The organism is Nakamurella alba, assembly GCF_009707545.1.
In the GTDB taxonomy this organism is placed as follows: domain Bacteria; phylum Actinomycetota; class Actinomycetes; order Mycobacteriales; family Nakamurellaceae; genus Nakamurella; species Nakamurella alba.
In genome coordinates this window covers 315732-339862 of record NZ_WLYK01000001.1, presented here as the reverse complement: position 1 = coordinate 339862, position 24131 = coordinate 315732, and the positions used below count along the sequence as shown (strand labels likewise).

The 24131-nt window shown below is 69.9% G+C and carries 22 protein-coding genes; 7 read left to right on the top strand and 15 right to left on the bottom strand.

All coding sequences use genetic code 11. From position 1 onward, the window contains the following. Positions 1 to 44: 44 nt before the first annotated feature. From GIS00_RS01570 to GIS00_RS01550, 5 genes are all read right to left on the bottom strand, one after another. The gene (locus GIS00_RS01570; RefSeq protein WP_196073071.1) at positions 45 to 1310 is read right to left on the bottom strand and encodes an MFS transporter; all 1266 of its coding nucleotides are present in this window, start codon (positions 1308 to 1310) and stop codon (positions 45 to 47) included. A 268-nt stretch (positions 1311 to 1578) separates the two neighbouring features. Beyond that, entirely contained in the window at positions 1579 to 2718 is a 1140-nt protein-coding gene (locus GIS00_RS01565) for an ABC transporter substrate-binding protein (RefSeq protein WP_154766662.1), read from the bottom strand. A gap of 212 nt (positions 2719 to 2930) precedes the next feature. Beyond that, positions 2931 to 3917: an ABC transporter permease gene (locus GIS00_RS01560; RefSeq protein WP_154766661.1), complete on the bottom strand. Its 987-nt coding sequence runs from the start codon at positions 3915 to 3917 to the stop codon at positions 2931 to 2933. An 84-nt stretch (positions 3918 to 4001) separates the two neighbouring features. Further along, positions 4002 to 5609 carry a sugar ABC transporter ATP-binding protein gene (locus GIS00_RS01555; protein WP_154766660.1) on the bottom strand — a complete coding sequence of 536 codons (1608 nt, stop codon included), beginning with the start codon at positions 5607 to 5609 and terminating at the stop codon, positions 4002 to 4004. A 133-nt stretch (positions 5610 to 5742) separates the two neighbouring features. Beyond that, positions 5743 to 6150, bottom strand: a complete 408-nt coding sequence (locus GIS00_RS01550) for an RbsD/FucU family protein (RefSeq protein WP_154766659.1) — start codon at positions 6148 to 6150, stop codon at positions 5743 to 5745. 239 nt (positions 6151 to 6389) lie between these two features. On the opposite strand from GIS00_RS01550, the gene GIS00_RS01545 reads away from it, so the two are divergent. From GIS00_RS01545 to GIS00_RS01530, 4 genes are all read left to right on the top strand, one after another. Further along, positions 6390 to 7349, top strand: coding sequence for a LacI family DNA-binding transcriptional regulator (locus GIS00_RS01545; RefSeq protein WP_154766658.1), 960 nt, complete (start codon positions 6390 to 6392; stop codon positions 7347 to 7349). Between the two features lie 629 nt (positions 7350 to 7978). Further along, positions 7979 to 9613: a hypothetical protein gene (locus GIS00_RS28740; protein WP_322097337.1), complete on the top strand. Its 1635-nt coding sequence runs from the start codon at positions 7979 to 7981 to the stop codon at positions 9611 to 9613. An 87-nt stretch (positions 9614 to 9700) separates the two neighbouring features. Beyond that, a complete protein-coding gene (locus tag GIS00_RS29235) occupies positions 9701 to 11482 on the top strand; it encodes a glycoside hydrolase family 15 protein (RefSeq protein WP_154766657.1) in 1782 nt (593 codons plus the stop codon). Positions 11483 to 11570: 88 nt separating this feature from the next. Next, positions 11571 to 11978 (top strand): PPOX class F420-dependent oxidoreductase, encoded by a 408-nt coding sequence (locus GIS00_RS01530; RefSeq protein WP_154766656.1) that lies wholly within the window; start codon positions 11571 to 11573, stop codon positions 11976 to 11978. Positions 11979 to 12187: 209 nt separating this feature from the next. Here the strand turns inward: GIS00_RS01530 and GIS00_RS01525 are convergent, their stop codons facing one another. The 4 genes from GIS00_RS01525 to GIS00_RS01510 all read right to left on the bottom strand — a co-directional run bounded on the left by GIS00_RS01525 (position 12188) and on the right by GIS00_RS01510 (position 15296). After that, the gene (locus GIS00_RS01525) at positions 12188 to 12712 is read right to left on the bottom strand and encodes a hypothetical protein (RefSeq protein ID WP_154766655.1); all 525 of its coding nucleotides are present in this window, start codon (positions 12710 to 12712) and stop codon (positions 12188 to 12190) included. Between the two features lie 124 nt (positions 12713 to 12836). Continuing rightward, the gene (locus GIS00_RS01520) at positions 12837 to 14282 is read right to left on the bottom strand and encodes a phospholipase D-like domain-containing protein (protein WP_154766654.1); all 1446 of its coding nucleotides are present in this window, start codon (positions 14280 to 14282) and stop codon (positions 12837 to 12839) included. A gap of 141 nt (positions 14283 to 14423) precedes the next feature. After that, entirely contained in the window at positions 14424 to 14711 is a 288-nt protein-coding gene (locus tag GIS00_RS01515) for a DUF1905 domain-containing protein (protein ID WP_154766653.1), read from the bottom strand. A gap of 3 nt (positions 14712 to 14714) precedes the next feature. Beyond that, positions 14715 to 15296, bottom strand: coding sequence for an NYN domain-containing protein (locus tag GIS00_RS01510; protein WP_154766652.1), 582 nt, complete (start codon positions 15294 to 15296; stop codon positions 14715 to 14717). Positions 15297 to 15437: 141 nt separating this feature from the next. Between GIS00_RS01510 and GIS00_RS01505 the strand changes: the two genes are divergently transcribed. Both GIS00_RS01505 and GIS00_RS01500 read left to right on the top strand, forming a co-directional pair. Further along, entirely contained in the window at positions 15438 to 16664 is a 1227-nt protein-coding gene (locus GIS00_RS01505; protein WP_322097336.1) for an alpha/beta hydrolase family protein, read from the top strand. A gap of 186 nt (positions 16665 to 16850) precedes the next feature. Further along, a complete protein-coding gene (locus tag GIS00_RS01500) occupies positions 16851 to 17144 on the top strand; it encodes a DUF4287 domain-containing protein (protein WP_196073070.1) in 294 nt (97 codons plus the stop codon). 213 nt (positions 17145 to 17357) lie between these two features. Here GIS00_RS01500 and GIS00_RS01495 read toward each other — a convergent pair whose 3' ends face one another. Beyond that, on the bottom strand, positions 17358 to 17987 hold the full coding sequence (locus GIS00_RS01495; RefSeq protein WP_230312716.1) for a class I SAM-dependent methyltransferase: 630 nt from the start codon (positions 17985 to 17987) through the stop codon (positions 17358 to 17360). Between the two features lie 668 nt (positions 17988 to 18655). Beyond that, positions 18656 to 19996 (bottom strand): HNH endonuclease signature motif containing protein, encoded by a 1341-nt coding sequence (locus tag GIS00_RS01490; RefSeq protein ID WP_154766650.1) that lies wholly within the window; start codon positions 19994 to 19996, stop codon positions 18656 to 18658. A 137-nt stretch (positions 19997 to 20133) separates the two neighbouring features. Here GIS00_RS01490 and GIS00_RS01485 point away from each other — a divergent pair, with 137 nt between their 5' ends. Continuing rightward, a complete protein-coding gene (locus GIS00_RS01485) occupies positions 20134 to 20499 on the top strand; it encodes a DUF1801 domain-containing protein (RefSeq protein ID WP_154766649.1) in 366 nt (121 codons plus the stop codon). A 32-nt stretch (positions 20500 to 20531) separates the two neighbouring features. Here GIS00_RS01485 and GIS00_RS01480 read toward each other — a convergent pair whose 3' ends face one another. From GIS00_RS01480 to GIS00_RS01465, 4 genes are read right to left on the bottom strand one after another with little or no spacing between them, the layout of a single operon-like run. Next, positions 20532 to 21167: a TetR/AcrR family transcriptional regulator gene (locus GIS00_RS01480; protein ID WP_196073069.1), complete on the bottom strand. Its 636-nt coding sequence runs from the start codon at positions 21165 to 21167 to the stop codon at positions 20532 to 20534. Positions 21168 to 21217: 50 nt separating this feature from the next. Further along, complete coding sequence (locus GIS00_RS01475) at positions 21218 to 22453, bottom strand: NAD(P)/FAD-dependent oxidoreductase (RefSeq protein WP_196073068.1); 1236 nt, start codon at positions 22451 to 22453, stop codon at positions 21218 to 21220. Between the two features lie 2 nt (positions 22454 to 22455). Further along, positions 22456 to 22785 (bottom strand): 2Fe-2S iron-sulfur cluster-binding protein, encoded by a 330-nt coding sequence (locus GIS00_RS01470; protein ID WP_322097335.1) that lies wholly within the window; start codon positions 22783 to 22785, stop codon positions 22456 to 22458. Further along, on the bottom strand, positions 22782 to 24023 hold the full coding sequence (locus tag GIS00_RS01465) for a cytochrome P450 (protein WP_196073067.1): 1242 nt from the start codon (positions 24021 to 24023) through the stop codon (positions 22782 to 22784). Before GIS00_RS01465 ends, GIS00_RS01470 begins: the two co-directional genes overlap by 4 nt. Between the last annotated feature and the right edge of the window lie 108 nt (positions 24024 to 24131).

Below are 24131 nucleotides of genomic sequence, written 5' to 3'. Positions count from 1 at the left end.
GTTCTCCAGGCCGGTGTTCGCCGTTGTCCAGCGGGTCCTCGCGATCAGCGCTGCCGGACCTCGCCCGGGAACCGGCCGATGCGGTGGTCTGCGATCCGCAGGACGGGGACCGCGGCGACCAACAGCACTCCGGCCAGGATCGCGACCGCGACCAGTGCGGCGCGCAGACCGAGCTGGCCGGCGACCTGCCCGACATAGACCGGTCCGAGCAGGAACCCCACGTAGGCGGTGGTCGCGATCCGGGAGGTGGCCCGGCCGCGGCGCCGGTCGGGCACGTGCCGCAGTCCGGCGCTGATCAGCGTCGGGTACAGCACGGCGGTCCCCGCCGCTGCCACGGCGAACCCGCACAGCGCGATGCCGGCGGACTGCGCACCTGCGACGAGCAACGATCCGCAGACCGCCACGGCAGAACCCCCGAGCAGCAGCGCCATCGGATACCGGCGGGTCGCGCCGGCGGCGGCGAACCTGACCACCGCCGCGGTTGCGGCGAACACTGCGGGGGCAGCCGCCACGAGACCGCCGGTGCTGTGCAGGACGTCGTTCAGGAACACCGCCGACCAACTCTGGTGGGCGTTCTCGACCGCGAACGCCAACGCGGCGACGGCGCCGATCAGCAGCAGCGCCCCGGGCAGGGTGCTTTCCTTCGCCAACCGGCCGCCGGAACCACCGGCATCGGTTGCACTGCCGTCAGCCGAACCGGCATCACCCGCGCCGCCATCAGGCGCACTGTCATCCCGATCCGTCCGCTGCTTCCGCTCGTTCGCAGCGGGTGTCCGGCCATGCGCTGCCTGCAGCAGCATCGCCATGGCCACCAGTGCGAGGGCGGTCACCACGACGAACGGCAGAATCACCGGCCCACCGGCGATCGAGACCACGGCCACCAGACCGGTCCCGAGCACCACGGAAGCAGAGAAGACGCCGTGCGAGCGGGAGATCCACGGCCGCCCGGCGCGACGCTCGGCCGACGCGGACAGCGCATTGATCGCCACATCTGCCGCGCCGGAGGCAGCCCCGATCACCAACAGACCGATCGAGAGGGAGACCGGGCCGCGGGCGATCACCGCCAGCAGCATGGCCGCAAGACCGAACACCCCGATGCAGCACGCCGTCGAGCGGATCTCCCAGCGGTCGACGGCCCGCCCGATGAACGCCATCGCGGGCAGCGCGCCCAGCCCGACGAACAGCAGGGCGATGCCGAGCTGCGCGTCGTCGACGCCGGCCTGATCACGGATCGACGGCAGGGAAGCTCCCCAGACGCCCCAGAAGCCGCCGAAGGCGGTCCAGGGCAGGAGCGTACGGACCGGCGACACCAGATCATCGTGGCACGGAGCGCCCGCGCCAACCGGAGGCCCGGGCCACGCATGTGTCCAGCCGGCGCCGGCCACCCAGCGGGCGGCGGCACAGCGGCGTGGAGCCCGGGCCCAGCTCCGGGCGAGCAGGGCAACGGGGCAGCCGGTCCACCCGCCGCGCCGTGGATCGCGAGGCAGGCAGCGCGACGTCCTGCATCCCGTGCGCAACGTGCACACGGGATGCAGGACGTCGCAGCGGTTCTCGACAGTACCGCGGTTCCTGCGAGCGCTACTGGTACAGCACCGCCTGGATCTGCGGCTCGTTGATGTTGGTCTTGTCGTACCAGTAGAACCCGGTGTCGATGATCTTCGGCAGGGTCTCGCCCTGCAGTGCGGCGACCGCGGCCTGGACCGTCTTCTCACCGATGCCGACCGGGTTCTGGGTGATGGCGCCGGCCATGATGCCGCTGTTGATCGCGTCGATCTGGGCCTTGCCGGAGTCGAACCCGATCACCGTGATGCCGGTGGCACCGCTCTCCTCGACACCCTTGACCACACCGATCGCGGAGCCCTCGTTCGAGCCGTAGATGCCCTTGATGTCGGGGTTGGCCGCGATGATCGACTTGGTGATGTCCGCCGACTTCGCCTGGTCGCCGCCGCCGTACTGCGGCTCGAGCAGCTCGATGTCGGGGGCGTTGGCCTCCATCCACTCGATGAAGCCGTCCCGACGCTCTGTGCCGGAGGCAGAGGTCTGGTCGTGCACCACCAGGGCGACCTTGCCGGACCCGCCGATGAGCTCCGACATGTGCTTGGCGGCCTCGGCGGCGGCGGCCTTGTTGTCGGTGGACGCGGTGGTCAGCGGGATGTCGCTGTCCACGCCGGAGTCGAAGGCGATCACCGGGATGTCCGCGTCGGCGGCCTGTTGCAGCAGCGGTGCCGCCGCCTTGGAGTCGAGCGCGGCGAACCCGAGCGCCGCCGGCTTCTTGGCGATCGCCTGGGTGAGCTGGTCGATCTGCGCCTCGACCTCCGACTCGGACGCCGGACCCTCGAAGGTGATCTCGACACCGAGCTTGGCCGCCTCGGACTCGGCGCCGGACTTCACCGCCTGCCAGAACTGGTGCTGGAAGCCCTTGGAGACGATGGCGATCAGCGGCTTCGGATCGTCCGACATCGACGTCGGCGACAGGCCGTCGCCGCCGGCGGACGACTCCGTGGTCTCCGAGGAACCACCGCTGCCGCCGGTCGCCTCGCTCGACGAGGTCGGGGCGTCGGAGGACCCGGCAGCGGAACTGGTCTCAGCAGCTGTGGTGGGTGGCGGGGTGGCGGTGGTCTGGCTCGCCGAGTCGCTGGCCTGGGCACAGCCGGACACGACGAGTCCGAGAACGGCCAGTGCGGAGATCGCACCGGTGGTGAACCTGCGACGTTGCATGGTGGGTGTGTCCTCTCGTTGCGGTGCGCCGGACGGCGACCGTGGGCGGTGCTTCAGGTGGTGCGGTGCTTCAGGTGGTGCGGTGCGTCAGGCGGTGCGGTGCGTCAGGTGCTGTGCTGCCTCAGGTGTTGCAGCGCGTCAGGTAGTGCGTGCGTCAGATACTGCGGACTTCAGGTGCCGTGTGCGTCAGGTGCTCGTGGTGGTCCGGTTTCTCAGGTGGTGCGTTTGCGGGCCATGTCGGCGTAGACGGCACCCAGGATGACCAGTCCGAGGATCACGTTCTGCCACTCCTGCGGGATCGACATGATCCGCAGGCCGTTGTTGAGCACGGAGATGATCAGCGCGCCGATCACCGTGCCCACGATGGATCCCTTGCCGCCGGTCAGCGAGGTCCCCCCGATGACGACCGCGGCGATGGCCTGCAGCTCGTAGCCCTGCCCGGTGGCGGGCTGGGCCGAACCGAGCCTGGCGGAGATCATGATGCCGGCGATGCCGGTGAAGAGGCCGGCGACCGTGTAGATGATGAGCTTCCACTTGCGGGTGTTGATGCCGGAGAGCTCGGTCGCCTCCTCGTTGCTGCCGATGGAGAACGTGTAGCGGCCGAACAGGGTGCGCCCCAGCAGGATCGCCGCCAGGACCGCCAGTACCAGCAGCACCAGGACCGCGTTCGGCACCTTCGGGATGATCTCCCCGGTGGAGATCTCGCTGAACGCGGGCAGGACGCTGAAGTAGATCGGGGCACTGTTCGACAGCACCAGCGCCAGTCCCTGGGCCACCAGCATCATGGCCAGGGTGGCGATGAACGGCGGCAGCCCGAGGATCGCCACGTTGAACCCGTTGACCAGGCCGATCAGCCCGCCGAACAGCACCGTCAACAGCAGACCGAGGCCGAGTGGCAGGTTCCAGTTGATCAGGAAGACGCCGGACATGACCGCGCACAGCGTCATGCCGGTACCGATCGACAGGTCGATGCCGCCGGTGATGATGACGAACGTGGTGCCCAGGGCCAGGATCCCGATGACCACGGTGGAGAACAGGATCGCGGTGATGTTGCTGAACGTCCGGAAGTTCTCGTTCGCGATCGCGAAGAACACCACGATCACGATCAGGCCGGCGAAGGCGAGCAATTGCTCGAGGCGGCCCCGCAGGTCGGAGGACTTGCGGGGGCCCGCGTCGACGGGGGCGATGGCGGTGCTCATTCCTGGACGCCTTTCAGCTGGGTCCGGTCGACCGGGGGGTTGACGGTGTCGCGATGGATCGCGGGAGTCGTTCCAGGGTTCACGTCAGGGCACCTCGTCCGGTTCGGTGGGTGGTGGCTCGAGGCCGAGTTCCTCTGCGTCCGCCGGGTTCTCGTCAGGCCGGAGGGTGGCCAGGTGCATCACGCTCTCCTGGTCCGCCTCTGCCGCGGTCAGCTCCCCGGTGACCCGGCCCTCGCTCATCACCACGATCCGGTGCGACATCCGCAGCACCTCGGGCAGTTCCGAGGAGATCATGATGATTGACTTCCCGGATTCGGCGAGCTCATTGAGCAGCCGGTAGATCTCCTCCTTCACACCGACGTCAATACCGCGGGTGGGCTCGTCGAAGATCAGCACGTCGCAGTCCTTGAGCAACCACTTGGCGATGACCACCTTCTGCTGGTTGCCGCCCGACAGGTTCTTCGCCGTCTGCAGGATCGACGGGGTCCGGATCCGCAACTTCTCCACGTACTCGCGGGACTTCACCTTCATCGGCCGGTCCTTGACGAACCCTGCGCTGCTGAACCTCTCGGCCAGCGAGCTGATCCCGATGTTGGCATTGACGTCCTGGCTCAGCAGCAGGCCGAACTGCTTGCGGTCCTCGGACAGGTAGCCGATCCGGTGGGCGGCCGCCTCGGCCGGTGACCGGACGGAGATCGGCGCACCGCGCAGTGTGACCGCACCGCCGATGATCGGGTCCGCGCCGACGATCGCGCGGGCCACCTCGGTCCGCCCGGCGCCCATCAGTCCGGCGAAGCCGAGGATCTCGCCCTCCCGGAGGTCGAACGAGACGTCCTTGAGCAGTGCCTTGGTCGACAGCCCGCGCACCGAGAGCAGCACCGGCCGGTCGGTCCGGACGTTCTCCGGTCGGGCGTCGGTGGTCAGCTCCCGCCCGACCATCCGCGAGATGACGTCCTTCATGGTCGATGTCGAGGTCTGCAGGGTGTCGATGTAGCGGCCGTCCCGGATCACCGTGATCCGGTCGCTGATCACCTTGAGCTCGTCCATCTTGTGCGAGATGTAGATGGCAGCGGTCTCCGGCGTGACGAAACGGCGGATCAGCTGGTGCAGCGTCGCGACCTCCGCGTCGTTCAGCGCCGCGGTCGGCTCGTCCATGATCAGCACCCGGGTCGTCTCGAACGACAGCGCCTTGGCGATCTCCACCATCTGCTGCTTGGCGACGGTCAGCGAACCCACCACCTGCCGGGGGCGCAGAGGCAGGTCGAGCCGGTCGATCAACTCGGCGGCCCGCCGGTTCAGCTCCCGGTCGCCGGTGAAGAAGCCGGCGCTGCGCGGCTCGCGGCCGATGAAGATGTTCTGCGCGACCGTCAGGTCCGGCATCAGGTTGAACTCCTGATGGATGATCGAGATCCCCATCGCCTGGGCATGTCTCGGACCCGACGGCAGGTAACGCTCACCCCGCACGAAGAACTCTCCCTCGTCCGGCGTGTAGATGCCGGAGAGCAACTTCATCAGCGTCGACTTGCCGGCACCGTTCTCGCCGACCAGCGCGAGTACCTCGCCGGCCCGCAGCGTGAGGTGCATGTCCTGCAGCGCCTTGACCCCGGGGAAGCTCTTCGCCACCCCGCGGACCTCGAGCAGCAGGTCGGCAGCCGCGTCGGAGGACGGCTTCTGCAGCAACGGCGAGGTCATGCGACCACCGTCCGGGCTCGCCAGGGCCGGTCCGCGAACCGGCAGCGACCGGCCGGCGACAGAGATGTCACCGTGCCACCTGGTGACACGCGGCGGACCGTCCGCGAGGAGCGCCCCCGCGGCGGCCGGCCGGTCATACGACCACGCCCTTGCGCAGAGCGACGTTGCCGTAGATGCGGGTCTCGCCGGTCCGGACCACCAGGAACGCCTCCTGCGCGACGTCGTAGAAGTCGAACCTGTCGACGAACCGGGTGCCGTCGGCGGTGACACCGGCGGCCTCCATCAGTTCCTGCTGCACCGGCAACAGCTCCCCGTCGGCCGACCGCATCAGGTCGACCGCCGGGTCGTCGTCCAGCGGCACCACCGAGCGCACGGCGGCCAACAGCCGCGGGGTGCCGATCAACGGCAGGTCGAGCACCCGCCGCCCGATGCGGGTGGCCGGGAAATGCGCATCGGCCAGCACCAGCGCATCGGAGTGACCCATCGCGTCGAGATGGGCCAGCAGCTCCCCCGTGAGAGCCGGATCGATACCGGTCAGCATCTTTGCCTTCCTGCCGAGAAATCGGTTTCCGAGACTAGGGCCACACATTCCACCAGTCAACAGTCCGGCCGCCCGGAATCCCGGTCGTGATGGCATCGTGACGCATCACCGGCGATCGTGCCCGGATCGTCACACGGACGGCCGCACATGGCCGTGGCCGGAACATGTTTCGACCGGCAAACCATTGCGCCGGGGCACCGGTGGCGGACCGTGCCGGTCCTGCGCCTACGCTGTCGGGCATGCCGACCATCTACGAGGTCGCCCGACTCGCGGGCGTCTCTCCGGCGACCGTTTCCCGTGTGTTCAACGGGGTCTCGGTGAACCCGGACTACGCCGACCGGGTGCGGGCCGCCGCGGCGGAGCTGCGGTTCACCCCCAACCGGACGGCACGCCGGCTCCGCCGTCGGAGTTCCGAGGTGATCGCGCTGATCATCCCGGACATCGAGAACCCGTTCTTCACCTCACTCGCGCGCGGTGTGGAGGACCGGGCCCAGCAGGCCGGCTACAGCGTCGTGCTCTGCGACAGCGACGAGCACCACGACAAGGAGGCGACCTACCTCGACGTGGTGCACGCGGAACACATGGCCGGTGTCATCCTGGTGCCGGCCACGGACCACCCGCAACTCGACCGACTGCTCGGACAGGGCACTCCGGCGGTCGCGGTCGACCGTTCGGTGCCCGGACACCCGGTCGACGCGGTGCTGCTGGACAACGAGACCATCGGCAGGCAGGCCACGGAACGGTTGTACGCCCGGGGTTTCCGCCGCGTCGCCTGCATCACCGGGCCGCACGGGACTGAGACGGCGCAGCAGCGGGCGGCGGGTTGGCAGGCAGAGTTCACCCGGCGGCACCGGCGGGTGGATCCGGACCGCTATCTGGAGCACGGGGACTACCGGGTCGGCGGCGGCCGGGCGGCGATGACCGCACTGCTGTCGCTGCGCACGCCGCCGGACGCGGTGGTGGTGGCCAACAACTCGATGACCGTCGGCGCACTGGAAGTCTTGCAGGAGCGCGACATCTCCCCCGCCGAGCTCGGCATGGCCTGCGTCGGCGACCTGCCCTACTCGGTGCTCCAGCGGTCCGGGGTGGAAGTGCTGCCGCTGCCGGCGCGCGCGCTCGGCACCGCCGCCGCGGACCTGCTGCTCGCCCGGATCGCCGGGGAGACCGGCCCACCGCAGCGCGTCGTCATGCCGGTCTGAATCGTTCCCGCCCGGGCAGGGACATCCGACCTGCAGGTCCACGGCCCGCTGGTCGTTGCCCGCCGAGCAGGCAGGTCCTGTGCTGACGGTTGCAGCGCCCGCACGACGTTCGGCCAGGACCCCTGGCCCTGACGGGTCCACCGTCCGCTCGAGGCCGGGTCTGCGTCGCTGAACACCGACGGAGCCTTGACCGAGAAATCGTTTTCTGAGACCGTGGCGACACGACGCGGTCGGTGCTCGCCGGCGTCCCGGACGACCCGACGGGCACCTGCCGTGATGCCCTCGCACAACCCTGATGTCCTCGCACGACCCCCGATGCCACCACACCACTGATCGATCCGCGGGAGCGGACATCCCCGGACGACCATGGCCGGGGCACCGGTCCCCGCTCGACATCCCGGCATGCCCTGAGCTATCCGGGATGTCGGAACGATCATCGGCGGCCTGCCCAGCCATGGGCTGCCGTCGAGGCCCGCCCTCACCGACGACCTGAACTGCTCGACAACTTGCACTGCTCGACGACCCGTCCTCCCGACGAACGCACCCCGCACCCCGCACCCCGCACCCCGCACCCCGACGATCCACACCGCACCCCGACGATCCACACCGCACAGCCGAAGGAGCCTGTCGTGTCCGTCTATGCACTGCCCACCCTCCGCGAGAAGCCGGCGGCCGCTGAGAACGTCGTGTACACCGTTGCCAGCGGCGACCTCCGGTTGCCGGCGAACGTGACCTGCTGGCCGACCCAGGCGCAGCTGGAAGCCGACCTGACCGCGGCCCTGGAGTCCCTGGGCCGCACCGTGCAGCGCGGTCACCCGTTCGACGAGGCCAAAGGCCACGGGTTCATCGACAGCCAACGCGCCGGCATCGAGATCTTCCGCACGATCCCGCGCGACGCCCCGCTGATCGTGGTCGAGGCGGTGTGGCAGTACAGCCACCATGTGCTGGCCGGGCTGCGCAGCCACCGCGGCCCGATCCTGCTGGTGGCCAACTTCAGCGGCGACTTCCCGGGCCTGGTCGGTCTGCTCAACCTGGCGGGCAGCCTGACCAAGGCCGGGGTCGCGCACTCCACCCTGTGGAGCCCCGACTTCACCGACGACTGGGCCCGGGCGGGACTGGAGGAATGGCTGCGCACCGGCACGATCTCCCACGACCTCTCGCACGTCAGGGATCTCGGCCCGCTGCCGGACTCGCCGGAGACCGAGCTCGGCCGGGCGCTGGCACACCAGCTGATCGACGACAAGGCGATCATCGGGGTGCTCGACGAGGGCTGCATGGGGATGTACAACGCGATCATCGACGACGAGCTGATGAACCCGCTCGGCATCTACAAGGAGCGGCTCTCGCAGAGCGCGCTGGTGGTCGAGATGGGCCGGGTCACCGACGCCGAGGCGCAAGGCGTGCGGGACTGGCTCGACGCGGCCGGCATGACCTTCCGCACCGGGACCGACGAGGCCACCGAGCTCACCGACGCCCAGCTGCTCAGCCAGTTCCGGATGTACATCGCAGCCCTGCGCATCGCCGACGACTTCGGGCTGGACGCCATCGGCATCCAGTACCAGCAGGGGCTCAAGGACGTGGTGCCGGCGAGCGACCTCGCCGAGGGTCTGCTCAACAACGTCGAACGCCCGCCGGTGCTCTCCCGGGACGGATCCCGGGAGCTGTACCCGGGCGTCGCCCTCCCCCACTTCAACGAGGTGGACGAGGGGGTGGCGGTGGATTCGCTGGTGACCAACCGGATCTGGACCGCGATGGGCTTCGACCCGGCCACCACGCTGCACGACGTGCGCTGGGGCGACGCCTGGGAGGGCGAGTTCGTCTGGGTCTTCGAGATCTCGGGTTCGGTGCCGGCCTCGCACAACGGCGGGTACGACCGGTCGCACAGCATGCGGCAGCCCCCGATGTTCTTCCCGCTCGGCGGCGGCACCCTGGCCGGCACGTCGAAACCCGGCGAGATCGTCTGGTCCCGGGTGTTCGTGATGGACGGTGCGCTGCACGTGGACCTCGGCCGCGGCACCGTCGTCGAACTGCCCGAGGAGGAGACGCAGCGGCGGCTGGACGCGACCAACCCGGAATGGCCGATCATGCACGCGGTGCTGCACGGCGTGGGGCGGGACCAGCTGATGGCCCGGCACAAGGCCAACCACGCCAACGTCGTCTACGCCCCGGATGCCGCAGCAGCCGACGCCGCACTCGCCGTCAAGGCCGCGATGTTCGAGGCGCTCGGCGTGAAGGTGCACCTGTGCGGTGATGTGAAGCTCTGAGCCCGCGGCCCTCACCCACCAGGACCACCGCTCGTTTCGGCACCCGCCTCAAGGGCACTCCCATGGGCGAGTGGAAGGAACCCGGTGATGGATCGGCGGATCGAGGACTACGGCCTGATCGGCGACACGCAGACGGCGGCGCTGGTCGGGCGGGACGGCTCGATCGACTGGCTGTGCCTGCCGAGGTTCGACAGCGCGGCGATCTTCGCCGCGCTGCTCGGGACAGAGGATCACGGTCGGTGGCGGCTGGCCCCGGCCGGTGAGGTCACCCGTACCGAGCGCCGTTACCAGGGCGACGACCTGGTACTCGAGACCACCTTCCACACCGCGGACGGCACGGTCCGCATCATCGACTTCATGCCGGTGCGCGGCCAGTCCCCGGACATCGTGCGGATCGTCGAGGGTGTGCACGGCGCGGTGCCGATGCGGATGGACATGACACTCCGGTTCGAGTACGGATCGGTGCTGCCGTGGGTCCGGCAGGACGGCAACGCCCTGGTCGCCATCGCCGGCCCGACCGCCGTCTGGCTGCGGACACCGGTGCAGACCCGCGGCGAGAACTTCTCCACCGTCGCGGATTTCACCGTCGAGGAAGGCGACCGGATCCCGTTCGTGCTGACCTGGCGGGAGTCGCACAAGTCGCCGCCGAAGCCCGTCGACCCGGAGCGAGCGCTCCGCGACACCACCGCCTGGTGGGCGAAGTGGCTCTCCCGCGGCACCGTCCCGGACTCCCCCTGGGCGCCGCTGATCCGCCGGTCGCTGATCACCCTCAAGGCGCTCACCTACGCCCCCACCGGCGGCATCGTCGCCGCGCCGACCACCTCGCTGCCCGAGCAACCCGGCGGGGTGCGGAACTGGGACTACCGGTTCTGCTGGCTCCGCGACGCGACGATGACCCTGCAGGCGTTGATGTACGCCGGGTTCGCGCAGGAGGCCGAGGACTGGCACCACTGGTTGCTCCGGGCGATCGCGGGGGACCCGGCGAAGATCCAGATCATGTACGGCGTGGCCGGTGAACGGCGGCTGTCGGAGTACGTCGCCGACTGGCTGCCCGGGTTCGACGGGCACCCGGTCCGCATCGGAAACGCGGCCGTCGACCAGTTCCAGCTGGACGTGTACGGCGAGGTGATGGACGCGCTCTACCAGGCGCGGCTGATGGGCAGCGGCACCGGTGAGTCGACCTGGGCGCTGCAACGCGCACTGATGGGCATCGTCGCGCAGCGGTGGCAGGAGCCGGACGAGGGCATCTGGGAGGTGCGCGGCGACCCGCAGCACTTCACCCACTCCAAGCTGATGGCCTGGGTCGCCGCCGACCGGGCGGTCAAGTCCGTCGAGAAGTTCGGCGTGGAAGGACCTGTCGACGACTGGCGGGCGCTGCGCGAGGAGATCAGGGAGGACATCCTGCAGAAGGGGTGGGACTCCGACCGGAGCACCTTCACCCAGTACTACGGCTCCGAGGAACTGGACGCCGCGCTGCTGATGATCCCGCTGGTGGGTTTCCTCCCGGCCGACGACGACCGGGTCCGCGGCACCGTCGCGGCGATCGAGAAGGGCCTGCTGATCGACGGTTTCGTCCGCCGCTACACGCAGCGGCACGACATCGACACCGACGGGTTGCCGCCGGGCGAAGGCGCCTTCCTCGCCTGCACGTTCTGGCTGGCCGACAACTACGTGCTGATGGGCCGGACCGACGAGGCCCGGCAGATCTTCGACCGGCTGACCGAACTCTGCAACGACCTCGGGCTGCTGTCCGAGGAGTACGACCCGGTCGGGCACCGCATGCTGGGCAACTTCCCGCAGGCGTTCAGCCACGTCCCGCTGATCAACACCGCCCGCACGTTGGCCGGAGGGCACACGCATCAGAGATGACCGGAATGCGCTCCTGCGGGGCACACGTTGCACCCCACGGTAGCGACACCAGTTGCCCGGTCACCCGGGCCCGTCAGGAAGGCAGTCCATGTCCCTCTCCCCCGGCTCCCACGCAGATCTGCTCGAGCGTCCGCTCTTCGCGCACCTGGCCACCGTCCGACCGGACGGCAGCCCGCAGAGCAGCGTCATGTGGTTCGACTGGAACGGTGAGGTGCTGCGGTTCACCCACACCAGCAACCGGCAGAAGTTCGCCAACCTCAAGCACGAGCCGCACGTCGCGATCTCGATCGTCGACCCCGATAACGGCTACCGGTTCCTGGAGGTCCGCGGTGTCGTGGAGAGCACCGAGGCCGACCCGGAGGGCGCCTTCTACCGGTCGCTGCAGGAGCGCTACGGCAACGTCTACCCGATCCACGACGCCGATGTGCGGGTGATCCTGAGCGTGCGTCCGGAGAAGTACATCAAGGTGGAGAACGGCGGCGTGGTCAAGGACTGACCGCCCCGGATCGACCACCCGCGCCCGGGCCGAGGGGTGTCGGGCGCGGGTGGTGAGTCACCGGGACAACCGGGCGGTGCCTTGCGGCGACCGTGTTGCGGCCCGGAAGTTGCGGCCCGGGAGCGGATCGGTGTCGGACGCCTGCGAACCTGGATCGGGCGCCCGCGAACCTGCTGTCGCCGGTCCCGTCCCGTCCCGACCGATGTCTTCTACTCGAACCAGACGATGTTGACCCCGGCGCGCTCGCAGAGCGCCGCCGCGACTTCGAAACCGGCCAGGATGCCCGCAGGATCGTAGTCCTCCTCGGCAGGCGCCCGACCGGCGGAGACGGCGTCGAAGACCGGCGCGCCGGCGGTGGCCGACGCGGTGAGCGCGGCGGCGAACTCCGGTGTGGTCGCGGCCTGGACCTCCAGCTGGAGTTGCTGCAGGGTGCGGGGCAGACCCGCCAGGTTCGAGGTCCACCCCTCCCCGACGCTGCCGGCCGCGGCCTCCTTCAGCCTGGGGACCAGCACGTTCTGCTGCGTGACGAACTCGCTGCAGGTCCGCAGTTCGCGCGAGCTCAGCTCCAGGCCGTCACCGGCGACCGCATCCTCGTCGCCCGCCACCACGGACATGTCGTTCTGTGCACCGCCGCCGACCGCGGTCGGGGTCGGGTTCGACGCCGTCCCTCCGCCACAAGCGGTGAGCACGACGGCGATGGCCATCGTGCCGACAGTGATCAGGGCACGTCGCATGGGAACTCCTGGCCTGATGCGGGCGCCGCTGCTGGGCCCGTTCGGGGTCTGGTCGTTGACGCCGTAGCAACGCCCGGTCCGTCGCATTCGTCCCCGGATGTGACCAAGATCCACTCGCGGTCGTTCAGGCGTCGACCAGCAGACCTCTGGTCGGGCCGAGCAACCGCTCCGTCCGCCTGGACACGGCGGTCAGCGCGGTGAGCCGTCGGGTCGCCGGCAGGCCCTGCTCGTCGCGCCTGCCCTGTTCCGCGAGGCGCGGTCGCCACCGGCCGTCGATCACCGGGGAGACGGGCCCTTCGAGCTCGGCCGGGTCGCACTCCAGGTGTTCCGACCACAACCTGATCCTCGTCGACCGCGCCAGATCCGGATCGCGCACCAGCACGTTCGCCTCGGTGTCGTTGAACAGGGAGTGTTCGTTGAGGTTCGCGGACCCGACGGTCAACCACTCGTCGTCGATGATGCCGACCTTCGCGTGCACGTAGAGCGACGCGCTGTCCCCCGACCTGGGCGCCCGGATCGTCGCGGCCGACAGCCGACCGTGCCCGTCGTCGGCGTCCATCAGCAGACCCAGTTGGCCGCGGGTGGTGTCGCGTCCGCTGCTGGGTCGGGCGGGCAGCACGAGCACCACCCGGAAGTCGTCGGCCGGCGGTTCGCGGAGCAGATCCCCGAGCACCTGCGTGATCTCGGCGGACCACAGGAACTGGTTCTCCAGGTAGACGAACCGGCGCGCCGACCGGAGGGCGCGGTGGTAGGCGTCGAGGATGGAGAACTCACCTCGCGGGGCGAACCCGTAGGTGCTCTCCGGAACCGTCCGGAGGAACTGCGCCGGCACCCCACCCACCAGTTCGTCCGGGATCCCCGGCATCGGCAGTTGCTCCTCGGCGACCTCCTGCCAGCGGTCCCGGAAGTGGTGCGCCACGTCTGCGACAACCGGACCGCGGAGGGCGAGGGTCACGTCGTGCCAGCCGGTCGGATCCCGTGGCGGATGGTCGTTGCTGTCCCATCGATCCCCGCTGAGGTCCGACATGTCCAGGCCGCCCACGAAGGCGACGCGGTCGTCGACGACGACGACCTTCTCGTGGTGACAGTGCAGGGTCCGCTCGCGGGCGTCGAGCACACAGCGGATCCTCCCGGCGGCCGTGAGGTTGTTGCGGACGTCCTTCATCATGCGTCGGGTGGGCTGGAAGGCCGGGATCGGGGGACCGGCCCAGAGCAGCACCCGGACATCGGCACGTTCGGCGACCTCCGCCAGCAGCCCGCCCACCGTGGGCCCGTCACCGTGGGCCCGGGTCAGGCGCAGCCCGGGGCTGAGATGCCAACCCGTCACGTGCACGTGCGAACGAGCACCGCGGATCGCCGTTGCGATCTCCGAGAACGCCTCGCGCCCGTCGATGAGCACCCGGACATCGTTCCCCGGCCGGGGCGGCCGCGGACCCGGGACCCAGAGATCCTCGGGGACCTCAGGCGCCAGCACCCCGCCGTGACCGAGTCGCTGCATCCGCCGCCGGTGGTGGACCCGCACCAGATGTTCCAGCGCGTTGCCGACGGCTGCGTCCAGTCCGTTACGCATCCGGCGATCGTGCCAGGCAGGCACGCCCGTCGCAGTCCGGGACTATGCGGCATCGGCAACGGTCCGCTGCCGTTGCCGTTGCCGTTGCGGTTGCTGTTGCCGGTGCCGGTGCCGGTGCCGGTGCTGGTCCGACCGCCGTACTCAGACGTCGACCGCCAGCCGGACGGCAACGGTGTCGCCCAGGTCGATCTTCTCCGCACGTCGGACGGCCGCTTTGACCGGGACGATGTACCCGCCGTCCTTCGGCCACAGAGCCGTCGCGAAAGTTGTGGCACCGATCCGCACCTGCACCGGGATCATCCCCCAGCCGTAACTGACCTGCGGCGAGACGGACTCCAGTGCCGCCGACTGCTCGTCGGGCACGGACACGAAGTGGAACGGCGAAGGGCCGCGCCAGAACCAGATCTCGCCCGTGAACTCCAGATCCATGGCTCAGGACGGGTCCGGCCCGAGGAACAGCAGCGGGTCGAACTCCTCGATCGGGATGATCCGCAGCCGGGGCAGCACCACGTTGAAGGCACCGACGTCGTGCTCCAGGTCGTAGATCTCCAGGCCGCGCTGCTCCAGTTCGAGGTAGGAGGAGCTGAGATGTTCGCGGAATCCGAGGATCCCGACCCGCCGGGTGCCGTCGAGCAACGGCTCCAGCCCGGTGAGGAAGTCGCCGTCGTTGGACACGAGAACGACGTCGCCGGGGATCTCCCGCAGCGTCTCCAGGGTGCGCAGGATCGCGACGTCGACGATCTTGACCTCGGGTGGTCCCTGCAGCAGCACCGGCCGGTAGTTCAGTGCGGTCAGTGCCTGGACGAACGGGTTCGGGAACTTCAGGTTGGTGGCGTTGAAGTAGAACAGGCAGCGGGCCTCCGGGCCCCACGTGCTGCGGGCGAAGTCGGCAACCCGGTCCCAGCGCGGGCGTTCCTTCGGTTCCGGGCGGCGGAGCAGGATGCTGGTGCCCAGGGTCGCGTCGATGTTCTCGCCGTCGACCACGACGAACACGGGCGCAGCAGCCTGTTCCATGCCACCACGGTGACATCCGCCGGGGCCGACCGCAATCACCATCGGGTTGCTGTGGGTGATCGGTTGACGACCTGTGGTGAGCGACCTGGTAGAACGGGCACTCCCACCGTTGTCGTCGCAGCACCGTCCGGAAGGCACCCCGTGAATCTGCACGCCTCGGGTCACAAGGTCATCGAACAGGGCTTCTTCTCCGACGAAGGCCTGGACTTCGCCGCACGGATCGCCCTCGGGCGGTGCGTGCGCGGCGCAGGCGAGATCGGCGAGGTCCTGGCCACCATCGCCCGGGTCAAGAACTATGCCACCTGGGCCGAACAGTGGCAGGTCACAGCGGAACACGTTGCCGCCGAGGCGGACCGCAGCCGGGCCGGCGGTCATCTCGTCAGTGCCCGCTCCGGGTACCTGAGAGCGGCGACCTACTGGGCCTGTGTGGTCGACGGGCTCACCGTCGAGGAGGATTCCGATCGGCTGGGCGACGCTTTCCGCCGGCACCGGGAGGCGTGGGACGCGTTCATCGACTGCTCCGACGGCGCGCACCTGGCCGTCGCCGTGCCGTACGAGGGCACGACGCTGCCGGGCTACCTGCTACGGCCTGATTCTTCGGGCGCCCGCCGACCCACCCTCGTCATCACCAACGGCAGCGACGGCGCCGTCAGCGACATGTGGACCAGCGCGATCGCCGGAGCGCTGGAGCGGGGGTGGAACGCATTCGTCTACGACGGTCCGGGCCAGCAGTCGATGCTGTTCGAGCGGCACACCTATTTCCGGCCCGACTGGGAGGCGGTGCTGACCCCGGTCGTGGACGCATTGGTGGCTCGCGACGACGTCGACGCCACCGCGCTGACCGCCTATGGCATCAGCCAGGCCGGGTACTGGCTGCCCCGGGCGCTCGCTTTCGAACAGCGCTTCGTCGCCGCCGTCGCCGATCCCGGCGTGGTCGACGTGTCCACGTCATGGACCGGGCCGCTCGGCAGGAGCATGACCGAACTGCTGGCCGACGGCGCCCGCAGGAAGTTCGACCGGAACATGAACCTCGCGGTCAAGCTGCCGGGACTCGGACGGACGCTGCGGTTCCGCGGCCGGCCCTACCGGCACGAGGACTGGTACGACCTGTTCTCCGCCGTCAGCGAGTACCGGATCGATCCCGAGATCGCCGCGCGGATCACCACGCCACTGCTGCTGACCGATCCGGAGAAGGAGCAGTTCTGGCCCGGACAATCGGCGCAGCTGGCCGGTATGCTCGGCGACATCGCGACCCTGGCGCCGTTCTCGGCCGAGGAAGGGGCGGAGTTCCACTGCCAGCCGATGGGCCGGCTGCTCACCGAGAACCGGATGTTCGACTGGCTCCAGGACCGGCTCGCCACGTCCTGACGCCTGCGTCGGCAGCGGTGGATCGGGGCCCGTAGGCGTGGTCCCTTCCGAGCGGCGCAGGGGTGCCGCAGGCGGACCCGACCGCAACGATCGTGGGGCGACCCGTCCGACAGCGAGTCCTGACCGAAGCCGGCTCTGGCACGATCGGAGGAGACCGACCCGACCCGACCGGACCCGGAGGACACCGTGCCCGCATCTGCACAGTCGTACCTGACGACGATCGAGAAGAACACCGGCCTGACGCCCCGACAGTTGCTCGAGCGTATCGACGCCGCCGGCCTCGGCGGTCCGGACACGAAGGCCGCTGACATCGCCGGGTTCCTCAAGACCGAGTTCGGCCTGGGACACGGGCACGCGATGACGATGGCCCAGGTGTCCCGGCACCGGGAGTCGATCGACATCCGCAACGAGGGCACCACCCCACCTCCGCCCGGGTCGATCGGACGACTGTGGTTGGAGGGCTTGGACTCCGCTCCCTGAGCGGCGGGTCCACAGGCACGAACCGCCCACCCCTGGGTCGGGCCGGACACACGACCTGCGGTCGCACTGCAGCCGGGCAGGGCGCGGATTCGACACGCGACGCGGTCTCTCCCGCATGCGCGCTGCGCCCCGGAGCGGACCACCGACTCGCCACCACCGGCGAGTGCACCGTGTGCGGCTGTGGGGCGGGTTCAGGATTCGGCGGTGGCGGTGTCAGCCCCTGGGACGCAGCACGTAGGCCGTGTACGAGTAGTCGGACCCGTGCGCGGCGCGGATGTCGATCTCCTCGCGGACCGGTGCGAGATCCGTGTCCGGGATGCCCTCCTGGCGAAGTTCCTGCAGCCGGCGCGCCAGCGGACCGTAGTAGTTCTCCCAGTCGCTGTCGGGAAGCACGTAGCTGGCGCGGATCTCCCAGCCGGCTGCCTGGAAAGCGGCGACATTCCCTGCTGTGGTGCGCATTCCGGGATAGCCGGGGGTCCAGAACGCCTGGGCTTCCGGTGCCGGGTGGTCGGTGAGCCACTCCGCCTCGGTGAGGACGACACAGCCTCTCGATGACAGCAAGGGACGCCAGGTCTCGAGCGCGGTGTCCACGCCGATGATGTACGCGGACCCCTCCGCCCAGATCAGGTCCGCCGAACCGTCGGCCACCGGCACCGTGTCCATCGAGGTCTGCACGGTGGTCACCCGATCGGCCAGTCCGGCCTCAGCTGCGCGGCGGTCCAGTTCGGCGAGAAACGGTGCGTGCAGGTCGATGGCCGTGACATGACCGCCGGACAGCTCGGCGAGCAGCAACGTCGCGGGCCCGGTGCCGCATCCCATGTCGAGCACCGAGAACGCAGGCATCGCAACCTGTTCATCCTGTGCCATCATCGATGCCGCCGACCCGGTCACTGAACGATCGGGCGCCGACCCGGTCGTCGTGAGATCGGTCCCCGTCGGCCCGGTCGCCGCCACATCGGTCGCTACCACATCGGCCGCTGCCACATCGGCCGCTGCCAACTCTGTGGGTGACAGACCGGGTATCACTCCGGCCAGTCGGAGCAGGAGCCGGGTGGTCGCATCCGATCCCGGGGCCTCACGCGGGAGGCCCTCGTGTGCGCGCCAGAAGATCTCGGCCGGATCGCTCATGACCGTCATGCTGCCACGGGGGCAGCGCCGTCCCGACTCGCAACCCCGTGCCGACGACTCATCAGGACGTCCGCGATGGCGCGCGCAACCCACAGCGCATCGGCCACGCGCCAGGGCGCCGAGGCCGGCAGTCGCCTGAGTGATCGCGCCGACCGAACACCGCGGGACCCCCGCCGACCGTCCCGGTCGTGGGCCGATGAAGTCCAGGGCTGTACGCCCACAGAGGTCGAGGGCGGTCCACGGGTCGACGGCCGACCACTGTTGCCGGCCCGCCACTGTCTCCGGCCGGCGACGGTCTCCGGAACACCTCCTGTCGGCGCCTGGAGTCGTGCCGGTGTCGCGATGTGAGGTCGGCACCGAATACGCTTGGCGTCGAGCGGATGTCACCCGGCGCCGGTGCGTGGCCAGGGTGGGTGCGAGGTGTTGCGCCTGGGTCTCTGCCCGGGGTCCAGCCAGGCGGGCGGGATGAAGTCCGGGAGCTGGTCGACCGGGTTCATCCGGATCCGCCAGGCCTCCCGGTGGATCAGCTGGTGGTGGAACCCGCAGAGCAGAGCGCCGTTGTGCAGGCTGGTCGGGCCGAGATCCCGTCCCCAGAAATCGATGTGGTGTGCATGGCACCAGGCGGGCGGGCGGTCGCAGCCGGGGAAGGCACACCCGCGGTCCCGGTGCGCCAGCGCACGGCGGAGCGCCCGGTTGGCCGTGCGCTGCGAGCGACCCAGGTCCAGCGGGACGCCGTCGCCGTTCATCACGACCGGCAGGATCTCCGCCTCGCACAGCAACCGCCGTGTCTCGGTGGCCGACAGGGTGCGGCCGCGTCCGGACATCGCCAGGGCTCCGGCCTGCTGCTGCAACACATCCCAGTCCAGGGTGAAGTCGATGGTCGGCCGTCCGTGGCCACCCTCGTGGTCCTCGCGGCAGCCCAGCAGGTGCTCCAGCGCGTCGGTCAGCGCGTGCGCCTGTCGGGTCGGAGCCGGGCGGAGATCGGGGATGTCGCCCGCCGGTTTCGGACCTGCATGCTTGTCGAAGAGCGCGGTGAGCAACTCGATCCCGTAGTCCTCCAGCCGACCGTGGAACGGGGTCAGGCCGGTCGCATGGTCGCGCCGACCGACGGTCAGCTCGGCGCGGTCCTTGGGATCGGGGCGATCCTTGGGCTCGAGCTCCTGCTCGAGCCTGTTCCGCAGGTTCGTCGCCAGCGTGTCCAGCGACGTCGGGTCCGCGACCTTCGCGTGCTCCACCACCGACTTCTCGAACCCGGCTCGGGCCTCGGGCGTGACCTCGGCGGCCATCCCCCGGAAGCTGCGCTCGATGATCCGGCAGTGCTCGGACGAGATCTCCCCCGCGGCCAGGGCTTGCGCGAGCAGCGGGAGCTGCGGTGGCGCCTCGCCACCGTCCGGCAGGTCCTGCGGGAGTACCTGACCCGCGGTCCGCACCCGCAACCAGGCCTCGCCCGGCCCGATGCCGAGCTGCTTGGCCAGCATGGCCGCCGTGGACGAACAGCCACGGGTCTTCGCGACGTGCTGGGCCTCGTACTCGCCGGCCAGGTTCACCTGCGCCGCCCAGCCCAGGCGGGTCGCGGTCTCCAGCCGGCGCGACACCTCGTCCAGCCCCTCGGGAGCCAGCTTCCAGATCGCGACCCGCCCGAGCCGGGCCAGGGCATCGGCCACCGAGTCGACCAGGTGCACGACCTGGTCGAGATCGCAGGCGATCACACCCTCTTCCGACATGAGGCCGACGCTACGACCCGACAAACGAACCGTGGGATCTGTGATCTTCCGATGTGGACAACCTCGCCGATGTGGACAACTCAGGACTGCCGCCGCGGGCCGGTCCGCCGACGTCCGCCTGGACGTACCCTGCACAGATGGGAGAGGTGGACATCGACGATCTCCGCGCACCCCTGGCCGGCCTGGTCCGCGGACTGCAGCAGATCCTTGGCGAGGAACTCCCTGATGCGACGGTCGAGCACGATCCCGGCCGGAGTCTGATCGGTTACACCTACCTGCCCGGCACCTACAAGGGCCTCGTCGCAGCGATTGCCGTCCACGGCGCGCACGTCAATCTGATGTTGTCCAAGGGCGCCGATCTCCTCGAACTCGACGAGCACGGCCTGCTGGTCGGCACCGGCAAGAAGGCGCGGCACATCGTCTTCCGCGAGACGGACGATCTCGACCGGCCCGGGATCCGCGAACTGATCCGGGAAACCGCCCGGCGGACACCGAGGGCGTGACCGCGACACCACCGCGTCGATCGGCGACTGCTTCAATCGGCAACGAAACCCCGGACGAAGATCCCGGCCACCTCACGGCCGATCTGCTCGGGGCTGAGGGCACCGTCGGCCCGGTACCAGCGGTGGAACCAGTTCAGGCTGCCCAGCAGGGACAACGCCGAGACCTTGACGTCGAGGTCCGCGCGGAACTCGCCGCTCGCCACGCCCCGGGCCAGCAGGTCGCGGAACACCCCCTGGTAGCCGCCGTCCCTGGTGGTGATCTCCTCCTGGCGCGCCATCGGCAGGGCGGACAGGTCACGCAGGAACACCGATGTCCCCGTGAGATGCCCCGACATGAACTGCATGTGGCCGATCACCGCGGCCTCCAGGATCTGCGCGACCGTCCCCGGCCCGGCGACCAGCCGCTGCAGGTTCACCAACCCGTCCAGGTGCACCCGGGAAATCACCTCGAAGAGGAGGTCCTCCTTGGACTGGAAGTAGTAGTACAGGCTGCCCTTGAGCATGCCGACCTCATCGGCGATCTGCTGCAGACTGGTGGCGTCGTAGCCGTTGTCGTGGAAGGCCTGGGTGGCGACGTCGACCAGGTCGTTCCACCGCTCGTCCCGCGGCTTCCGATCGGCGCGACCCCTGCGGGCCGGCGCGCGTCGCGGCTCGGCCACCCCGGTCACGTTCCTCTCCTGGCTCGCTGCAGACGGACGGCGAGCATACCGCGGCCCACTCAGCCGCTGAGGGATGTCGCGGACCGACTGCGGGCGACCAGATCTCGGAGGTCGACGTCCGGATCCAGGAAGTCGTCGAAAGTCGGCGGCACGTGTGCCAGCAGGGTTCTGACCGCCAGGTGCGAGGCGGCGTCGTCCACTGACTCCGCACCCACCAGCACCCCGTCGCGGAAGCCGAACACCGTGGTGCCACCACGCCGCCCTGCCCGCACCAGGTACCGGTCCGCGGACGCCAGGTCGCCGGCGATCTGGATCCGGCAGCCCGCCTGTTCCGACCAGAACCACGGCACCGCAGCGGGAACCGGTAGGGCCCCGGTCAGCAGAGCGGCCAGCCGCCGCGCCTGGTCCGTCGCGTTCTGCACCGACCGGTACCGCTGCACACCGTCCGGTCCGACCACCGCCGCACAGTCGCCGATGGCCCGGACCCGCGGGTCGGCGGTGCGGAACTCCTGGTCCACCAACACCCCGCCATCCACCGCCAGACCGGCTGCTGCTGCCACCTCGACGCGAGGCCGGGCACCGATACCGATCAGCACCGCGCCGGCCGGTAGCACCACGCCGTCGACCAGCCGCACACCCGCCACCCGGCCGTCAGCGCCGGCCACGATCTCCGCCGCCTGCAGGTCGAGCCGGATGTCGACGCCCCCCGCACGGTGCCGGTCCAGCAGGACCCGGGACAGGTCCGCCCCGAGCATCCTGCCCATCAGTCGGTCGGTGGCCTCGATCACCACCACGTCGAGGCCGCGTTTCCGGGCAGTGGTCGCCACCTCGAGACCGACCACCCCGCCGCCGATCACCACCAGCCGATCGGTCGCGGCGAGATCGGCGGACAGGGCATCGGCGTCCGCCCGGGTCACCAGCGTGTGCACCCCGGGCAGCGCCGTACCGGGCAGCGGTGGCACCGCCGCCTCGGCACCGGTGGCCAGCACCACCGTGGAGTACCGCAGACGTCGCCCGTCAGCCAGCACGACAGCGGCCGCCTCCTGGTCGAGAGCGGTGACGTCTACACCGGTCTCGAGGTCGACACCCAGCGCGGCGTAGGCCTCGGCCGGCCGGAACGGGAGCTCCGACGCGTTCCCGCCGTGCAAGTAGGCCTTGGACAGCGGCGGCCGTTGGTAGGGCACCTCGCCCTCGCCACCCAGCAGCAGCACCGGCCCGTCGTACCCGCTCTCGCGCAAGGACACCGCGAGCTGTGCACCGGCGTGCCCGGCCCCGACGACGACGATCGGATCCACGATCACACCTGGTGCGACGGCATCGTCAGTCGCAACCCGTCGAGCTGTTCGTCGAGCACGATCTGGCAGGACAACCGGCTCTCCGGCCGGCGCGGAGCCGCGGTGAGATCCAGCATCTCGTCCTCGTCCGGCTCCATCTCCGGCAGCTCCTCGAGCCGGTCCGGCTGCACGTAGACATGGCAGGTCGAGCACATCATCTGGCCCCCGCACTCGCCGACGATGCCCTGCACCCCGGCCCCGGTCGCAGCCCGCATCGCGGTCGTCCCCGGCGCAGCCGTCACCGCTGTGACCGTGCCGCCGTCCGAGACGAACTCCACCGTCGGCACGGTCACCGAACCCCCGCATCGTGCTGCACCAGCAGGGATGTCACCGCTCGGGATGCCGTGGTCGACCGGTACGACACCGGACCGGCGAGCCGGAGACCGGGCAACCGGTCCAGGATGATCGGGATCGCCGTGCGGGTCTCCAGCCGGGCCAGCTGGGCTCCCAGGCACGAGTGCACACCCCGTCCGAAAGCGACGTGCAGCGGCTGGGTGGGTCGGGTGATGTCGAAGTCGTCCGGCCGGTCGAAGGTGCCACCGTCCCGGTTGGCCGCGCTGTTCATCAGAAACACCCGCTGGCCGGCCTTCAGCTGCCGCCCGTCCCGCTCGTGGTCCTCGACCACCCAGCGCTGGATGGTCTTGATCGGGCCGTCGAACCGCAGCATCTCCTCCACCGCGGTCGGCACGAGACCACGGTCCGCGCGCAGCTTCTCGAGCTGCTCCGGGTGCTGCAGCAAGGACACGACGCCGTTGCACAACAGGTTCGTGGTGGTCTCGTGCCCGGCGAACAGGATCAGCGAGCATAGCGCGATCAGCTCGTCGTCGTCGAGCCGGTCCCCCTCGGCGTCCTGCGAGGTGAGCAGCACACCGATCATGTCCGACCCCGGCGCCGACCGCGCCTTGTCGATGAGATCGGAGAGGTAGGACTGCATCTCGGTGATCCCGGCGAGCGCCCGCCGGTAGCGGTCGGCCCGCTCCGCACCGCCGGTCCCGAACGCGACGAGAGCCAGTTCGTCGGACCACTTCTGGAACCGCAACGCGTCCTCCGCCGGCGCACCCATCATGGTGGCGATCACCGTCGCGGGCATCGGGAAGGCGATGTCCTGATAGAAGTCCTCGGAGCCGCTCGCGACGAACCGGTCGACGAGGCCGTCGACGATCTCGCCGATCCACTCCCCCATCGCCGCCACCCGCTGCTGCCGGAACGCGGTGTTGGCGAGCTTGCGCAGCCGGTGGTGCGCCGGACCGTCGGTCACCACCATCCACTCGGCCATGATCGCCAGCATCCGGCCCATCTCGTCCTGCCGGTCCCCCGCCACCATGCCGAGCATCGGCCGGATCCGGTCGGAGGACAGCCGCGGATCCAGGTAGGCCTCGCAGACGTCCTGGTACCGGGTGATCAACCAGGCCTTCTGGAACGGATTCCAGTGCACCGGGTCGTCCCGGCGCAGGTTGGCGTAGATGTCGTAGGGGTCGGCGGTCGGGCCCGGCGCGAGCAGGTCGGTCGGCGGCAGCGTGGAGGTCGTCATCGAACACATCCTTCGGCGGCGGAGGTCTGCCGGCGAAGTTATCAGACGGCCGTCTGGTAGACAATGGTTGGCACTGTTCCCGCTGTTCGCAGGACAGCACTACGGCCG

What these genes read in the sequence shown, in the direction of transcription:
- GIS00_RS01565 (WP_154766662.1), bottom strand. Translation starts at nt 2,718, where the DNA reads ATGCAACGTCGCAGGTTCACCACCGGTGCGATCTCCGCACTGGCCGTT.
- GIS00_RS01560 (WP_154766661.1), bottom strand. Translation starts at nt 3,917, where the DNA reads ATGAGCACCGCCATCGCCCCCGTCGACGCGGGCCCCCGCAAGTCCTCC.
- GIS00_RS01555 (WP_154766660.1), bottom strand. Translation starts at nt 5,609, where the DNA reads ATGACCTCGCCGTTGCTGCAGAAGCCGTCCTCCGACGCGGCTGCCGAC.
- GIS00_RS01550 (WP_154766659.1), bottom strand. Translation starts at nt 6,150, where the DNA reads ATGCTGACCGGTATCGATCCGGCTCTCACGGGGGAGCTGCTGGCCCAT.
- GIS00_RS01545 (WP_154766658.1), top strand. Translation starts at nt 6,390, where the DNA reads ATGCCGACCATCTACGAGGTCGCCCGACTCGCGGGCGTCTCTCCGGCG.
- GIS00_RS29235 (WP_154766657.1), top strand. Translation starts at nt 9,701, where the DNA reads ATGGATCGGCGGATCGAGGACTACGGCCTGATCGGCGACACGCAGACG.
- GIS00_RS01530 (WP_154766656.1), top strand. Translation starts at nt 11,571, where the DNA reads ATGTCCCTCTCCCCCGGCTCCCACGCAGATCTGCTCGAGCGTCCGCTC.
- GIS00_RS01525 (WP_154766655.1), bottom strand. Translation starts at nt 12,712, where the DNA reads ATGCGACGTGCCCTGATCACTGTCGGCACGATGGCCATCGCCGTCGTG.
- GIS00_RS01520 (WP_154766654.1), bottom strand. Translation starts at nt 14,282, where the DNA reads ATGCGTAACGGACTGGACGCAGCCGTCGGCAACGCGCTGGAACATCTG.
- GIS00_RS01515 (WP_154766653.1), bottom strand. Translation starts at nt 14,711, where the DNA reads ATGGATCTGGAGTTCACGGGCGAGATCTGGTTCTGGCGCGGCCCTTCG.
- GIS00_RS01510 (WP_154766652.1), bottom strand. Translation starts at nt 15,296, where the DNA reads ATGGAACAGGCTGCTGCGCCCGTGTTCGTCGTGGTCGACGGCGAGAAC.
- GIS00_RS01495 (WP_230312716.1), bottom strand. Translation starts at nt 17,987, where the DNA reads ATGCCTGCGTTCTCGGTGCTCGACATGGGATGCGGCACCGGGCCCGCG.
- GIS00_RS01490 (WP_154766650.1), bottom strand. Translation starts at nt 19,996, where the DNA reads ATGTCGGAAGAGGGTGTGATCGCCTGCGATCTCGACCAGGTCGTGCAC.
- GIS00_RS01485 (WP_154766649.1), top strand. Translation starts at nt 20,134, where the DNA reads ATGGGAGAGGTGGACATCGACGATCTCCGCGCACCCCTGGCCGGCCTG.
- GIS00_RS01465 (WP_196073067.1), bottom strand. Translation starts at nt 24,023, where the DNA reads ATGACGACCTCCACGCTGCCGCCGACCGACCTGCTCGCGCCGGGCCCG.